Source organism: Enteractinococcus coprophilus (genome assembly GCF_006716305.1).
In the GTDB taxonomy this organism is placed as follows: domain Bacteria; phylum Actinomycetota; class Actinomycetes; order Actinomycetales; family Micrococcaceae; genus Yaniella; species Yaniella coprophila.
Genome location: NZ_VFOU01000001.1, coordinates 1 through 14,249, shown reverse-complemented (window position 1 = coordinate 14,249; position 14,249 = coordinate 1). Strand labels below are relative to the sequence as shown.

At 57.3% G+C, this 14,249-nt stretch carries 13 protein-coding genes; 9 read left to right on the top strand and 4 right to left on the bottom strand.

The window, feature by feature from the left end; all coding sequences use genetic code 11:
* Nucleotides 1–17: 17 nt before the first annotated feature.
* Nucleotides 18–779, bottom strand: coding sequence for an IclR family transcriptional regulator (locus tag FB556_RS00065; protein WP_141863611.1), 762 nt, complete (start codon nucleotides 777–779; stop codon nucleotides 18–20).
* 152 nt (nucleotides 780–931) lie between these two features.
* Here FB556_RS00065 and FB556_RS00060 point away from each other — a divergent pair, with 152 nt between their 5' ends.
* A complete protein-coding gene (locus tag FB556_RS00060) occupies nucleotides 932–1,606 on the top strand; it encodes a hypothetical protein (RefSeq protein ID WP_141863609.1) in 675 nt (224 codons plus the stop codon).
* A gap of 44 nt (nucleotides 1,607–1,650) precedes the next feature.
* Here the strand turns inward: FB556_RS00060 and FB556_RS00055 are convergent, their stop codons facing one another.
* Together FB556_RS00055 and FB556_RS00050 are read right to left on the bottom strand one after the other, a co-directional pair.
* Complete coding sequence (locus FB556_RS00055) at nucleotides 1,651–3,006, bottom strand: MFS transporter (RefSeq protein ID WP_141863607.1); 1,356 nt, start codon at nucleotides 3,004–3,006, stop codon at nucleotides 1,651–1,653.
* A 173-nt stretch (nucleotides 3,007–3,179) separates the two neighbouring features.
* Complete coding sequence (locus FB556_RS00050) at nucleotides 3,180–3,839, bottom strand: GntR family transcriptional regulator (RefSeq protein WP_141863605.1); 660 nt, start codon at nucleotides 3,837–3,839, stop codon at nucleotides 3,180–3,182.
* Nucleotides 3,840–4,000: 161 nt separating this feature from the next.
* On the opposite strand from FB556_RS00050, the gene glyA reads away from it, so the two are divergent.
* From glyA to FB556_RS00020, 6 genes are read left to right on the top strand one after another with little or no spacing between them, the layout of a single operon-like run.
* Entirely contained in the window at nucleotides 4,001–5,317 is a 1,317-nt protein-coding gene (gene glyA, locus FB556_RS00045; protein WP_141863603.1) for a serine hydroxymethyltransferase, read from the top strand.
* 2 nt (nucleotides 5,318–5,319) lie between these two features.
* The gene (locus FB556_RS00040) at nucleotides 5,320–6,537 is read left to right on the top strand and encodes a sarcosine oxidase subunit beta family protein (RefSeq protein WP_141863601.1); all 1,218 of its coding nucleotides are present in this window, start codon (nucleotides 5,320–5,322) and stop codon (nucleotides 6,535–6,537) included.
* A 15-nt stretch (nucleotides 6,538–6,552) separates the two neighbouring features.
* Nucleotides 6,553–6,843: a sarcosine oxidase subunit delta gene (locus FB556_RS00035; protein WP_043058797.1), complete on the top strand. Its 291-nt coding sequence runs from the start codon at nucleotides 6,553–6,555 to the stop codon at nucleotides 6,841–6,843.
* 29 nt (nucleotides 6,844–6,872) lie between these two features.
* Nucleotides 6,873–9,797 (top strand): 2Fe-2S iron-sulfur cluster-binding protein, encoded by a 2,925-nt coding sequence (locus tag FB556_RS00030; RefSeq protein ID WP_141865200.1) that lies wholly within the window; start codon nucleotides 6,873–6,875, stop codon nucleotides 9,795–9,797.
* Nucleotides 9,790–10,377 carry a sarcosine oxidase subunit gamma gene (locus FB556_RS00025; RefSeq protein ID WP_235604988.1) on the top strand — a complete coding sequence of 196 codons (588 nt, stop codon included), beginning with the start codon at nucleotides 9,790–9,792 and terminating at the stop codon, nucleotides 10,375–10,377. Before FB556_RS00030 ends, FB556_RS00025 begins: the two co-directional genes overlap by 8 nt.
* Nucleotides 10,378–10,381: 4 nt before the next feature.
* Nucleotides 10,382–11,773 carry an L-serine ammonia-lyase gene (locus FB556_RS00020; RefSeq protein WP_141863599.1) on the top strand — a complete coding sequence of 464 codons (1,392 nt, stop codon included), beginning with the start codon at nucleotides 10,382–10,384 and terminating at the stop codon, nucleotides 11,771–11,773.
* Between the two features lie 4 nt (nucleotides 11,774–11,777).
* On the opposite strand, the gene FB556_RS00015 is transcribed toward FB556_RS00020, so the two are convergent.
* Complete coding sequence (locus FB556_RS00015) at nucleotides 11,778–12,314, bottom strand: dihydrofolate reductase family protein (protein WP_141863597.1); 537 nt, start codon at nucleotides 12,312–12,314, stop codon at nucleotides 11,778–11,780.
* A gap of 404 nt (nucleotides 12,315–12,718) precedes the next feature.
* Here FB556_RS00015 and FB556_RS00010 point away from each other — a divergent pair, with 404 nt between their 5' ends.
* Together FB556_RS00010 and FB556_RS00005 are read left to right on the top strand one after the other, a co-directional pair.
* On the top strand, nucleotides 12,719–13,723 hold the full coding sequence (locus FB556_RS00010; protein ID WP_211343932.1) for a methionine ABC transporter ATP-binding protein: 1,005 nt from the start codon (nucleotides 12,719–12,721) through the stop codon (nucleotides 13,721–13,723).
* On the top strand, nucleotides 13,723–14,249 hold a 527-nt coding region (locus FB556_RS00005), incomplete at its 3' end, for a methionine ABC transporter permease (protein ID WP_211343931.1). The genes FB556_RS00010 and FB556_RS00005, both read left to right, overlap by 1 nt.

Here is a 14,249-nt window from a genome sequence, read left to right as displayed (position 1 = left end):
ACAATCCAGTCTCGCGGTTATTGCGAGTCTGGATTTCCCATCCGGGTGGAAATCTTTGCTGCGGTCGCCACGCACTGGTCTATCAACGCCTGGGTGGTCTGCTCATCACTCCGATAGGAGGGCGCGGCGATCAAGACCGCAGCGACGACTTCGCGCCGATGATCGTAGACCGGTGCAGCAATCCCCACTTCGTCATCAAAGGTTTCTTGCAAGTTCGTGGCATACCCTTGCTTGCGGACCGCCTCGAGCCGTTTACGCAATTTTGCTCGCGTCCATCCATGCTGCAACTCGATGGTGCCTTCATCCAACAATGTGGTGACCTGTTCATCGGACATTTCGGCCAGGAAGACCTGCACCGAGGCTGAACCCGTTGATGCGTAACGCGCGCCTAGTGGGGAAGTATGTTTGACTGTGCGATCGGAAGCGATTTGTTCGACCGTGACTGCCACGGACCCTTGCCACACCGCTAAAACTGCGGTTTCTTTCGTTGTTTCAGCCAATTCCTGCAGATATGGATAAGCCACTTGCCGGACGTTGAGATTTGCCAGCAATGGTCCGGCAATGGCAATCAGTCCGAGCCCGAGCTGGTATCGCCGAGTGATGGAATCCTGCTCGACCCACCCCTCGGCTTCCAGAGTGGTTAATAGGCGAGAAACCGAGGATTTATGTAACCCGACTCGATCAGCTATCTCTGTGACGCCCACCAGGGGATACTCGGATGAAAAGCATCGCAAGACGTCGATAACGTTATGAACTACCGAGTTGCGAGGGGCACTCATGGATCTCCTTTGATGTGGGAACACTTAAGAATCTTACGTCACAGCCCTGACCTGAGTCATGGTTGAGAAGCGACTATATAGCGCTCGTGAAGTTGTGCTGCAGGTATAGGATGAAGCCGTGCCCTGTATTGTCAGAAATGAAAGCGAATTTCATGGCTTCTCCCACCGAGACTGATCTCACCGCACTAGCCGAAGCAGCCACTAGAACCGGGGCACGTCCGTTTAACGGTGCCACCGGGAATTGGACAACCGCCGTAGAAGTCGCGCTTATGGACACGATCTTGAGCATCGGGGCCGAAGCAGACGGCGCCTATGGGGCCGGGGTGCTGCCGCGGCTCAGAGCGTATAAAGCTTTTCGGGGCCCGGCCAATATGATGCGACTCCTTGCCACGCTAGGTCCTTTTGGGTTGGCAGATTTCGTTGCCGAACAATACCAAATCGACAGGTTGATGACCGCCGCTGGTGCGTTGCTGGACGCAGGCATCAACAGTGCAGCGGATGTTGATCCGGCGTCGCAGCAACAGCGCGATGCATTATTGACCACCGATGGGGTACCCACCCCGGCTTGGGACTATTTCTTGATCGTGCTAGGCCACTACACCCCGCACTTATCGGAGGTGCAAAACGCCTGGTTGGATGCTTTCGTTGCTCGTGCGCTCGGCTTTGGACAGTTCAGCCGCACACAACGTGATGACCTCTTGCTGGGTGTAACCTCTAAGCTTGACGTCGAGCACCAACGGAGATCTTTTGGTCGAATGCCAGAATTTACCTTGCCACAATTACACCACATAATATTTCGGGCCGAATTCGCTCGAGTCACCGTGTAGTGCACTCTGAACAAAGTCGGCCCGAGTTGGGGACTACAAGATGCTTAGCAGTCTTCGAGTTCTTTGTGGCTTGTTTCTGGTGAGAGCCAGACAGCTATCAGCGCGATAACAGCTGCGCCCATCAGGTACCAGCCCGGAGCAATGGCGCTGCCAGTGCTAGCAATTAGCAAAGTTGCAATAGCCGGGGCGGTTCCGCCAAAGATCGCGTTACCCACGTTGAATGACACAGCGAAGCCGGAGTAACGTACTCGGGTGGGGAAGCTCTCTGCGAGGAAACTGGCCAGGCTGCCGTCATTGAGTGTCAGCATGGCGCCTAGCAGGACTTGGACCAGCAGAATCACCACTACACTACCTGTGCCGAGCAGTAAGAATGCGGGCACGGTGAGCAGGATGAACAGTACAGAAGCACTCATGAGAATTTTGCGGCGCCCAAAGCGGTCAGATAGATGTCCTGTGAGGAAGATGAATCCAATGTAGGTGATCAGCGATATGGTGGTAGTGACGTTGGCTGTAGTGAGATCAAGCCCGATGGTCTGGGACAAGTAGGTCGGCATGTAGGTCAAGATGACATAGAAACCTACGGCATTGAGCAGCACTGCTGCTGTGGCACGAACTAGTGCACGCCAGTGGTCACGGAACAGGGCCCATACAGGTGCTTTGACGGCTTCATCTTCTTGTGCCATTTCCTGGAAGACAGGGGAGTCCTCTAGTTTTCGACGGATATATACGCCGATGAGCCCAAGTGGAGCTGCCAGGAGGAAAGGAAGCCTCCAGCCCCATGATTCCATCTCTGCGGTCGTCAGTGACGCAGTCAGCGTGGTTGCCATGAGCGAGCCGAATAGTAGACCTGCTGCGGTCGATCCTGGCACGACGGCTGCGTAAATGCCGCGTTTGCCTTTAGGCGCATACTCGACGAGGTATGCCGATGCTCCGGCGTATTCTCCCGATGCGCTGAATCCTTGCAGCACGCGGAAAAGTAACAGTAATGCCGGGGCCCATAAGCCGAGTGTGGCCGCACCGGGTAGCAATCCGATGCAGACAGTGGAGGCACTCATAATCAGAATGGACCATGCTAGTGCGTTGCGTCGGCCGACCCGGTCGCCGATGTGGCCCCAGATGAACCCACCGAGCGGCCGTACAAGGAAAGACACCGCAAACAACGCAAACGTCCAGATTAATCCTTCGGTAAGGTTGTCTGACGGGAAGAATACGGCAGCAATGACAACAGCCAGATAGCTGTATGCGCCGTAATCAAACCATTCGACAAAGTTGCCAATGAAACTCGCCACAATAACTTTGCGACGTGCTTTGGTTCCGATCCCCCCAGGATGTGGACGTTCTTGGCCCGAAAGCGTTGGACCTAAATCTTCTTTGAAGGTCGGAGCGCTTGGTTCAGACATTCTTCACCGCCGTAGCATCAATAGTTGCAACTCTTGCAACGCTGTTGCACCACAGTAGAATGTGATGCACATTACTGTCAAGGGGGCTTAGAGGTTGTGTGCGATCGAAGGGTTTGAGGCAAGAAAAACCGGGCCTCTATCGGATGAGGCCGGGCGTGACTGCAGGGGCCGTCTTACAGGGCTTCGCGCACCATGGTGTAGAAGTTTTTCACGTGTTCTGACGCTGTCTGCTCGGCGGCTTCGGCATCGCCGGCGACGATCTGTTTGAGTAGTTCGGTGTGCTCGACAATGTGTGAGTGGAGCGAAGGTAGGCGGTCCGACAGTGCCGCCCAAATGCGAGTGGCGATATTGTCCAGTCGAATCAGGGTCTCTGACAGGTGCTCATTGTGGGTCACGCTGTAGATGAGTCGGTGCACTGACAGGTCGTAAGACAGTAAGTCGCGCTGCGATTGATTTGGGTCGAGGCTTTTGAGTTCATCCAAGACTTCGAGAAGCTGCTCCCTCATCTCACCGCCGTTGACCTCTGCGGCGCGACGCGCGGCCAGGGGTTCTAGGGCTTGACGAACTTCGGAGACATGAGCAAGTTCGGTTACATCCACCTGGCTGGCAAACGTACCTCGACGCGGATAGGTGACGACGAGGTGGTCCGACTCAAGGCGCTTGAGTGCCTCACGTAGAGGCGTACGACCCACCCCCATTTCCTCGGCTAGGTGCTTTTCCATAATGGGTTCCCCGGGCTGAATGTCCAGCATGATGAGGCGGTCTAGCAGGATGCGATAGGCGCGAGTCGACAGAGACTCGCTGTTCGTGTTGACAGTGTCCAGCGTGGTCATCAGTGTCCTTTCATTGCTCCTTATTGTGCACTACTTGCGTGGAATCCGCAGCGTCTCAAAGATTTTTGGGTAAGCACTTGACATGCCTGTGATGTTCATCATAGTCTGTGATCGGTAACTGATATATCAAATGTCGTTCAGGACTTTTTGAAGGAAAATACATGACTAGTATCACCTCACAGGTTGCACCATCGCTGACCGAAGATCTGGCAGACCTCGATCCAGAAATCGCTGGATTTATTAACCAAGAACTAGACCGTCAGCAACGCGGTCTCGAAATGATCGCCTCGGAAAACCACACGCCGCTAGCAGTCATGCAAGCGCAGGGATCGGTGCTGACCAACAAATACGCAGAAGGTTATCCAGGACGCCGTTACTACGGTGGCTGTGAACACGCCGACTCGGTAGAACGTCTCGCCATCGAACGTGTCAAGAGTCTTTTTGGTGCCCAGTTCGCCAATGTCCAGCCCCACTCCGGGGCACAGGCCAATAGCGCAGTCATGCACGCGCTCATTCGTCCGGGCGATACCGTGATGGGCTTGAACCTGGCTCACGGTGGACACCTGACTCACGGGATGAAGCTGAACTTCTCGGGCCGCCTATACAACATTGTGCCGTACTCGGTCGATGAAAATACCTACGAAGTTGATATGGATGAAGTCGCTAGCCTAGCTCGCGAACACCAGCCGAAGATGATCGTTGCAGGCTGGTCGGCATATCCTCGCCAGCTCGACTTCGCCCGCTTCCGCGAAATCGCGGATGAAGTCGGCGCTTACCTGTTCGTCGACATGGCCCACTTCGCCGGACTGGTAGCAGCCGGACTGCACCCCTCACCCGTTCCACACGCCCACGTTGTCTCATCGACGACGCACAAAACCCTGGCCGGGCCTCGAGGCGGCATCATCTTGACCAACGATGCTGAAATCTCTAAGAAGATCAACTCAGCCGTCTTCCCTGGTCAACAGGGCGGCCCGTTGATGCACGTGATCGCAGGTAAAGCTGTTGCCTTCAAAGTGGCTGGCGAGGAAGAATTTGCCGAGCGGCAGCGTCGCACTCTGGAAGGTGCCAGAATCCTGGCGGATCGCCTATCACAGCAAGACGTTGCCGACGTTGGTATCTCCGTACTGACCGGTGGAACGGATGTCCACCTGGTGCTCGTTGATCTGCGCAATTCAGAACTCGACGGCAAGCAGGGCGAAGACCTCCTGGAGGAAGTCGATATTACCGTCAACCGCAATGCCGTTCCTTGGGATCCCCGCCCACCAATGACGACCTCTGGTCTGCGCATCGGCACCCCAGCGTTGACCACCCGCGGCTTTAGCACTGAAGCATTCGAAGAAGTCGCCGACATTATCGCTGAAACTTTGATTGCCGGGGCTACCGGCAATCGTGATGCACTTCCAGAGCTGGCCTACCGCGTTCAAGCGCTGGCCGATGCTCACCCGTTGTACCCCAACCTTGAACCGTTCGGAGCATAACCATGGCAGAACTCCTCCCACAGCACCCTGAATTTCTGTGGCATAATCCAGAGCCCAAGTCCTCCTACGATGTGATCATCGTGGGCGCCGGTGGCCACGGACTTGCCACCGCCCACTACCTCGCTGCCCGACACGGCATTACTAATGTCGCGGTAATCGATAAAGGCTGGCTGGGCGGCGGCAATATGGCTCGAAATACGACCATCATTCGTTCCAACTACCTCTGGGATGAATCCAGCCTGATGTATGAAACCTCGTTGAAGCTCTGGGAAGAGCTCCCGGAAGAGCTTGACTACGACTTCTTGTTCTCTCAGCGCGGCGTCATGAACCTGGCTCACCATGTCTCGGAAGTCCGCGACTCGGTGCGCCGTGTCAAAGCCAACCAGCTCAACGGTGTGGATGCCGAATGGTTGACGCCGCAAGAGGTCAAAGAAGTCTGCCCGATCATCAACATCTCGGATAACATCCGCTATCCAATTATGGGTGCGACCTACCAGCCACGCGCCGGCATCGCTAAGCACGATCATGTCGCCTGGGCCCTGGCTCGCTCTGCTGATGCTGCTGGCATTGACATCATCCAGAACACTGAAGTCACCGACATCCTGGTTGAAAACGGACGTGTCACCGGGGTGGAAACCACTCGCGGAAAGATCTCCGCGGGACAGGTTGCTCTGTGCGGTGCTGGGCACTCCTCGCAACTGGCCGAAATGGCCGGTGTGAAACTGCCAATCCAATCGCACCCGCTGCAGGCGCTGGTTTCAGAGCTATTTGAACCGGTCCACCCGACCGTAGTTATGTCCAACCATATCCACGTCTATGTTTCTCAAGCCCACAAGGGTGAGCTGGTGATGGGTGCGGGTATCGACACCTACAACGGCTTTGGTCAACGTGGTGCGTTCCATGTGATCCAGGAGCAGATGGCCGCGGCGGTCGAGCTGTTCCCAATTTTCGCTCGCGCACATGTGCTGCGTACCTGGGGCGGCATTGTGGACACGACCCCGGATGCTTCACCAATCGTGTCCAAAACTGAGGTCGATGGTCTGTATGTCAACTGCGGTTGGGGTACCGGCGGCTTCAAGGGCACTCCGGGAGCAGGCTACGCGATGGCTCACACGATCGCTCACGATGAACCTCACGAGATCAACGCAGCGTTTAGCCTCGAGCGTTTCGAAACCGGTCACCTTATCGACGAACACGGCGCCGCAGCCGTAGCCCACTAGAGAAAGGCAATTGCCATGATGCTCATTGATTGCCCGTACTGCGGGCCACGTAATGAAACCGAATTCGGCTACGGCGGCGAAGCACACGTCGCCTATCCACAAGACCCCCATGCTCTCTCTGATAGAGAATGGGCCGAATTCTTGTTCTACCGCGATAACCCGAAAGGCGATTTTGCCGAACGCTGGGTTCATAATGGCGGGTGCCGCAAATGGTTCAACGCCGTCCGCGACACGATCACCTACACATTCAAAGCCACTTACCCGGTCGGCGCCCCACGCCCCGAGGTTTCCGGAGGTACCAAGTGACACGCACCACCACAGATCAGGACACGCACATGCGTGAGCAACTCGGCACACAGCGCTCATACCGGCTCGCTCCGGACCAAGCGCCCCACGCTGTCGTGGACCACACCGATACCGTTGACATCGAAATCGATGGCAACCCCACTCAGGCCCTACGCGGCGATACGGTCGCCTCAGCACTATTAGCCACCGGGACCCGCGCAGCAGCGAATTCGATGTACTGGAACCGCCCGCGCGGCGTGTTCGCAGCGGGCGTTGAAGAACCCAACTCGCTGGTTCATCTGTCCCCACGCCACGCCGGTGACGTCGAAGAGTCGATGATGACTTCTACCACTGTTCCGGTGACCAACGGATTAAAGGCAACACAGCTTCGTGGATTAGGTAAACTTGACCCTGCTCAGGACCAGGCTTACTACGACCACGTCCACGTCCATACGGATGTATTGGTGGTCGGGGCCGGTCCGGCAGGACTTTCTGCCGCCGCCAACGCAGCCGCATCTGGTGCTCGCGTGATGCTCATGGACGAAAAGCCATGGGCCGGCGGGAGCCTGCTTGATGCCCCGTATGAAATCGTCGACGGCGTGCCTGCACCACAGTGGATCAACGACACCGTGACCAAACTGTCTTCGACCGACGACGTCGAGATCCTCACCGACACCACGGTTACCGGTGTCTATGACGAAAACTATGCGATCGCCGTCGAACGTCGCACCCACCACCTGGACGATAGCCCAGGCGAAGGCATCTCACGTGAGCGCATCTGGCATGTGCGCGCCGATCAGGTTGTGTTGGCCACCGGAGCCCACGAACGCCCACTGGTTTTTGCGAATAATGATCGCCCGGGCATCATGTTGGCTTCCGCCGTGCGCACTTACCTGAACCGCTACGCTGTGCGCGCCGGACAACAGATCGCGGTCTTCACCACCAACGACTCGGTCTACCCGCTGGTGTCTGAGCTTGCCGCGACCGGGGGAGTCGTCGCCGTTATTGATGCGCGCTCCTCAGCCTCGGCCGCCGCCCAACAGGCAGTATCCGAGGGCGTCAACGTGCTGATTGGCTCGGCGGTGATCGACACCCACGCCGGTGACGACAATGAACTCAATGCCGTGACCGTGGCTCCGCTCAACGGCGGCAAGCTCGACACGTCCCAAGCCCAGCGTATCGAGGTCGACACCTTGGCGGTTTCGGGTGGCTGGTCGCCCGTCGTGCACCTGCACTCGCAGCGTCGCGGTCGGATCGACTGGGATGCTCAACTCCAGGGCTTCGTCGCTGTGGAATCTGTCCATGACATGCGCTTGGCTGGTGCGCTGATCGGCAAATACAGTACCGCTTCGGCGTTAACCTCGGGTGCCAATGCCGGTGCCGCAGCCGCCACCGCGGCCGGGTATGAAACCGAAGCCACAGCCGCTCGCGCTATTGACCGCCCGTACGGTCCCGTCGTCCCGCTGTGGATGGTTCCATCCCCGGAGGGTGACGACGCTGATAACTACAACAATCACTTTGTTGATCTGCAGCGTGACCAGTCCGTCGCCGATATTCTGCGCGCTACCGGTGCCGGGATGTCCTCAGTTGAGCACGTCAAGCGTTATACCTCGATCTCTACGGGCGCTGACCAGGGTAAAACCTCGGGCGTGCCTGCTATCGGCGTGATGGCAAATATCCTCGGTGTTGAGGATCTTTCCGAGATTGGTACCACAACCTTCCGTCCACCGTTCACACCGGTAGGTTTCGCAGCCTTAGCTGGACGTCGTCGTGGCAAACTCTTTGAAGTCGCGCGTGGCACACCAATCCACTCGGCCCACGTGGCTGCCGGCGCGGTGTTCGAAGACGTCGGACAGTGGAAGCGTGCTCGTTACTACCCTCAGGGCAACGAGACCATGGACGAGGCCGTCTACCGTGAGTGCGCTGCCGCACGCGAGTCAGTGGGCATGTTCGATGGCTCAACATTGGGCAAGATTGAACTACGCGGCAAAGACGTCCCCGAGTTCCTCAACCGTATCTACACGAACGGCTACATTAAGCTCAAAGAGGGCATGGGTCGCTACGGTGTGATGTGTACACCAGACGGCATGATTTTCGACGACGGCGTGACCTTGCGTCTAGCTGAAGACCGCTTCTTCCTGCACACGACCACCTCGGGTGCCGCTGATGTCCTGGAATGGATTGAAGAATGGCTCCAAACCGAGTGGCCGGAACTCGATGTGTTCGCCACTTCGGTCACCGAACAGTACGCGACCGTCGCCGTGGTTGGACCAAAATCTCGCGACGTCATGCAGAAACTGGCACCGCACGAAGACTTCTCCGCAGAAGGCTTCAAGTTCATGGCCTTCCGAGATATCACCCTGGCCTCCGGTATTCCGGTTCGCGCCAGCCGCATCTCGTTCTCGGGTGAACTCGCCTGGGAATTGGCCGTAGAATCCTGGTACGCACTGGCCGTGTGGGAAGCAGTCGCTGAAGCGGGTGCCGAATTCAATATCACCCCGTACGGCACCGAAACCATGCACGTGCTGCGTGCGGAAAAAGGGTTCATCGTCGTCGGCCAAGAAACCGACGGCACCGTGACCCCGCAGGACGCCGCCATGGAATGGATCGTGTCCAAGCACAAAGATTTCATTGGCAAGCGCTCCTTCTCTCGGGCAGACAATGTCCGCGAAGACCGCAAGCAGCTGGTATCTGTGCTCCCGGATGATCCAACCTTCCGCTTGGAAGAAGGCGAAGCCCTGGTGGCCATGGACACGCCCATCGATATCGCTGCCGGACCAGTCCCACAAGAAGGCTGGGTCACCGCCTCGTATAACTCGCCTGCCCTGGGCCGCACCTTTGGTCTAGCGCTGATCAAAAATGGTTTTAACCGCGTGGGTGAAAGCCTCAAGGCCCTGGTTGACGGCGAAGTTGTCACCATGAAAATCGGACCAACCGTTCTATATGATGCCGAAGGAGCTCGTCGAGATGGCTAATGTACAACAGCTGCGGCGCTCACCACTTGCCGCTCGAAGTGAAGAACTACACAACGCCTCCGGTGACGCCGTGGCGGTGCGCGAAATCCCGTTCACGACCCAGGTCGGCATTCGCGCGACCCAAGGAACCGAAGGGTATGACGCGCTGGCAGCAGCCCTTGGTGGGCTGCCCGCCAAAGTCGGCGACGTCGTCGGTGAACCGTCGACTACGGCGGTGGTGTGGATGTCACCGGATGAATTCCTAGCGATCGACAAACCCGACACCGGGCTGGCCGAAACCCTGGAACGCACCCTGGGAGACCACTCCGGTCAGGTCCTGGACCTGTCAGCCAACCGCACGATCATTGAGGTCTCGGGTGAGGCTGCTGAACTGGTACTGCGCAAGTCCTGTCCGCTGGATCTGCACCCGCGTGCTTTCCAGGTCAACCAAGCCTATGTCACCGAAGTCGCCCAAACTCCGCTGATTTTGTGGCGGGTTGCCGAACACACCTGGTGGTTGGCACCGCGAATTTCATTTGCTGACCACGTCACTAACTGGCTGCTCGACGCAATGGTCGAGTTTTCCGGTACGAAAGGATAACTCCATGGCTCTCAGTGTGCTGGACATGTTCTCAATTGGTTTGGGGCCCTCCTCGTCCCACACCGTTGGCCCCATGCGGGCAACAGCCCAGTTCATCAATGGTCTGGACGTCGACACTCTGACGGCTACCGCGCGTGCCAAAGTCGAGCTATTTGGCTCACTGGGAGCCACCGGTATCGGACACCACTCCGATACCGCGGTGATTCTGGGTCTGGCCGGGCACGATCCGGGCACGATCGAACCTGATCAAGTCGATGGGATCATCGAACAGGTACAAACCACGTCCACCCTGCAGTTGGGGGGTATCAAAACGATTGAGTTCGATCGAGGCCGGGACGTCATCTTGCACCTGCAAAAGTCTCTACCGGGTCACCCGAATGGGATGAAAACCACGGTCTACGGGGCTGATGGCCAAGAGCTGGCCTCCGAGATCAGCTATTCGATCGGTGGCGGATTCGTGGTGACCGAGGATGAGCTCGATAAACCACTGACCACTGAACGCAAAGTCCGCCATCAATTTGGCACTGCCGACGAACTGTTAGAACTGTGCCGCGTCCACGACAAATCGATTGCCGAATTGACGTGGGAAAATGAGATCGAATGGCGTGAGCCCGAAGAGATTCGTGCGCAGCTGTTGAAGATCTGGCAGGTCATGCAGGACTGCGTGCAGTCCGGCATTGAGCGTACTGAGACCACCCTGCCCGGCGGGCTGCAGGTTGCCCGTCGAGCACCGAAGCTGTATAAGCAACTCACCCAGGGTGGTGCGTCAGAGCGTACCGGAGACACTACAGATGCACTGCGCGGTATCGAGTGGGTCAATCTGTACGCCCTGGCCGTCAACGAGGAAAATGCCTCCGGTGGCCGAGTGGTTACCGCCCCCACGAACGGGGCAGCCGGCATCATCCCAGCGGTGATGCACTACTATGCCCGGTTCCTGGATGATGTGACCGATGACAAGATCATCGAGTTCATGCTCACCGCAGGGACCATCGGCATCATCATCAAGACCCAAGCCTCGATCTCGGGAGCTGAAGTCGGATGCCAGGGCGAAGTCGGTTCGGCATGTTCCATGGCAGCCGCAGGACTGGCGGCTGTTATGGGCGGCACCGCAACCCAGGTGGAGGACGCCGCTGAAGTGGCATTGGAACACAACCTCGGGATGACGTGCGACCCAATTGGTGGGCTCGTGCAGATCCCATGTATTGAACGCAATGCCATCGCATCGGTCAAAGCGATCAACGCGGCACGCCTTGCCCTGCACGGCGATGGCAGCCACAAGGTCAGCCTCGACGAAGCTATCGAAACCATGCGCCAAACCGGTGCTGACATGATGGATAAATATAAAGAAACCTCGCGAGGTGGACTGGCCGTCGCGGTCACACTTCCTGAGTGCTAACGTCTCACAACCACGAAGGTCGGCTCGGGCAACCGGGCCGACCTTCGTGGTTGCCGACCGGGTTACTCGGGGCTAGATGTTGCATACCGGAGCAGGACGCCTCCACAAGAAAACGGGTGGCGCTCCGTGAGCTCCACCTGGGGCGCTGGTCTGCATTCAGGATGGGTTTTCCCCGGCAGAGCAAGGTCGGAGGGACGATGAAGTCGAACTCATCGATCAGGTTCAGCACATTGAGTGCGCCAATCAGACTGAGACTGCCGTAGACGATCACGTCACCGGCAGATCGGTCCTTGATCCTCTGGATCTCGATGGCCGTTGCGTCTTCGACACGGTGGGTTCCCGGCCAGAACGCGACGGCGCCGGATCGTGACACGACGAATTTGTCCATCTGGTCCAGCCGGTGTGCGTAGCGTTTTGTGCCCTCGCCCGCCTGGGTCTCATCGGCAGCAACGGCAGGCCAGTAAGAAGCGAAATCGCCATGCGTGATCCTGCCGAGCAGCAGGGTACCGGCGTTTTCCATCAGGCTGCTCTCATAGTCCATGAGATCGCCGTGGGCGTGAAACCAGGCTGGGAGTGGGTACGCGACATCCACGCAGGGCAAGTTCAGAGCGTCGCTCTAAGAGCTAAAGACTAGCGCTGGTGGCATGAGGAAACGACTACAAGGCTCACTCGGCAGGCTCACAGCTCGGGCGATCCGAACCATTGCACCTGACCTAGCGCGGGTCCCACCCTCTTGCTGACCGCGACCCTCATCGCCGCCATTGCTATCGATCTCATCACGCTGCCGACCACGTCGATCGCAGCACGTCACGCCAGTCGGATCGTCGGAATCCAAGCTGTCTATTGCTGATTGTGTCCAAACAAATGCGATGACTTGGTGCTTTGAGTAGAGTGACCTGCGATACTCACACTCACAAGGGCAGTACAGTGATCACACTTGAATCAGTGTCAAAACGCTACTCCGGAAAATTTGGCCATATTGACGCTCTCATTGACGTGTCAGTCCGGGTTGAACGATCAGATATTTTCGGCATCGTTGGGTTTTCTGGAGCCGGAAAATCAACGCTTATCCGCATGGTCAACCGCTTAGAAGAGCCAGATAGCGGAACCATCATGGTTGATGGTGATGACGTGACCGCGATGACGAAAAAACAACTCCTGACCAGTCGCCGCAACGTTGGCATGGTGTTCCAACAGTTCAACCTGCTAGAGACCAAAACCGTCTTCCGCAACGTCGCCATGCCGCTCATGCTGCAAGGCAAGTCCCGTGCTGAAATAGCCCGGCGGGTCGATGAAGTGCTAGACATCGTCGAGCTGTCCGATAAACGCGACGCCCGCGTCAGCCAGTTATCTGGTGGGCAAAAACAACGTGTCGGGATTGCCCGGGCCCTGGCCACCGAACCGGACATACTGTTATGCGATGAGGCCACAAGTGCGCTCGACCCCAAGACCACCGAGGCGATCCTGCAACTGCTGAAACGCATCAACAAAACAATGGGCGTGACGATTTTATTGATCACCCACCAAATGCAAGTAGTCCAACGAATTTGCAATAAGGTCGCCGTGATGGAAGGCGGCCGAGTGGTGGAACAAGGCTCGGTTATCGAAGTGTTTGGCAACCCACAAACCGCCACCACGCAAGAATTCGTCCGAACGGTGATCAATGACCAAATCCCCGAAGCCGTGATGGACCTAGTTAAAAACGACCCCCGTAATGCGCGCATTTATCGACTGCGATCAGTGGGAGTAGCTTCTCAAAATGCTCTGCTGTCCAAGCTCAACCAGACCACCGGATTAGAAATCAATATTCTGGGTGCCACCATCGAGCAATTAGAAGACACCGTGGTCGGGGTATTCCACGTGCAGCTGGTGGGCAGCGACGACGCCATTGACCGCGGTGAAGAGCACATCGATGCCGCCCGGATCACCAAAGAACAGGTGCGCTTCTAATGGACTTTATGGAACAAGACTTCTTCGGTGTTAGCGGTGAAAGACTGCTCCTGGCTGGTGCCCAAACGGTGTACATGCTGGGCTGGAGCATGCTTTTTGGTGCGGTTTTAGGTATCGCCATCGCCCTGCTGTTGGTGATGACCCGGCGCGGCGGACTAACGGAAAACCGGGTGGCCTATTCGATCTTGAACTTCATCATCAACGTCACCCGCAGTGTGCCCTTCATTATCTTGTTGGTCGCGCTCATTCCGTTCACCCGGTTCGTCGTGGGCACCAGTATCGGCAGTCAAGCCGCACTGGTGCCATTGACCATCTACATCACCCCGTTCATCGCACGCATGGTGGAATCCAGTCTGCTCGAAGTCAAACCCGGTGTCATCGAAGCCGCCCAGGCTATGGGTGCCACGAACTGGCAGATCATCCGGCACTTCCTGCTTCCGGAGGCTTACCCTTCGATTGTGCTCTCGCTGACCACCAGCATCGTTGGACTCCTGGGCGCCACCGCGATGGCCGGCTATGGCGGAGG

What these genes read in the sequence shown, in the direction of transcription:
- FB556_RS00065 (WP_141863611.1), bottom strand. Translation starts at nt 779, where the DNA reads ATGAGTGCCCCTCGCAACTCGGTAGTTCATAACGTTATCGACGTCTTG.
- FB556_RS00060 (WP_141863609.1), top strand. Translation starts at nt 932, where the DNA reads ATGGCTTCTCCCACCGAGACTGATCTCACCGCACTAGCCGAAGCAGCC.
- FB556_RS00055 (WP_141863607.1), bottom strand. Translation starts at nt 3,006, where the DNA reads ATGTCTGAACCAAGCGCTCCGACCTTCAAAGAAGATTTAGGTCCAACG.
- FB556_RS00050 (WP_141863605.1), bottom strand. Translation starts at nt 3,839, where the DNA reads ATGACCACGCTGGACACTGTCAACACGAACAGCGAGTCTCTGTCGACT.
- glyA (WP_141863603.1), top strand. Translation starts at nt 4,001, where the DNA reads ATGACTAGTATCACCTCACAGGTTGCACCATCGCTGACCGAAGATCTG.
- FB556_RS00040 (WP_141863601.1), top strand. Translation starts at nt 5,320, where the DNA reads ATGGCAGAACTCCTCCCACAGCACCCTGAATTTCTGTGGCATAATCCA.
- FB556_RS00035 (WP_043058797.1), top strand. Translation starts at nt 6,553, where the DNA reads ATGATGCTCATTGATTGCCCGTACTGCGGGCCACGTAATGAAACCGAA.
- FB556_RS00030 (WP_141865200.1), top strand. Translation starts at nt 6,873, where the DNA reads ATGCGTGAGCAACTCGGCACACAGCGCTCATACCGGCTCGCTCCGGAC.
- FB556_RS00025 (WP_235604988.1), top strand. Translation starts at nt 9,790, where the DNA reads ATGGCTAATGTACAACAGCTGCGGCGCTCACCACTTGCCGCTCGAAGT.
- FB556_RS00020 (WP_141863599.1), top strand. Translation starts at nt 10,382, where the DNA reads ATGGCTCTCAGTGTGCTGGACATGTTCTCAATTGGTTTGGGGCCCTCC.
- FB556_RS00015 (WP_141863597.1), bottom strand. Translation starts at nt 12,314, where the DNA reads ATGGACTATGAGAGCAGCCTGATGGAAAACGCCGGTACCCTGCTGCTC.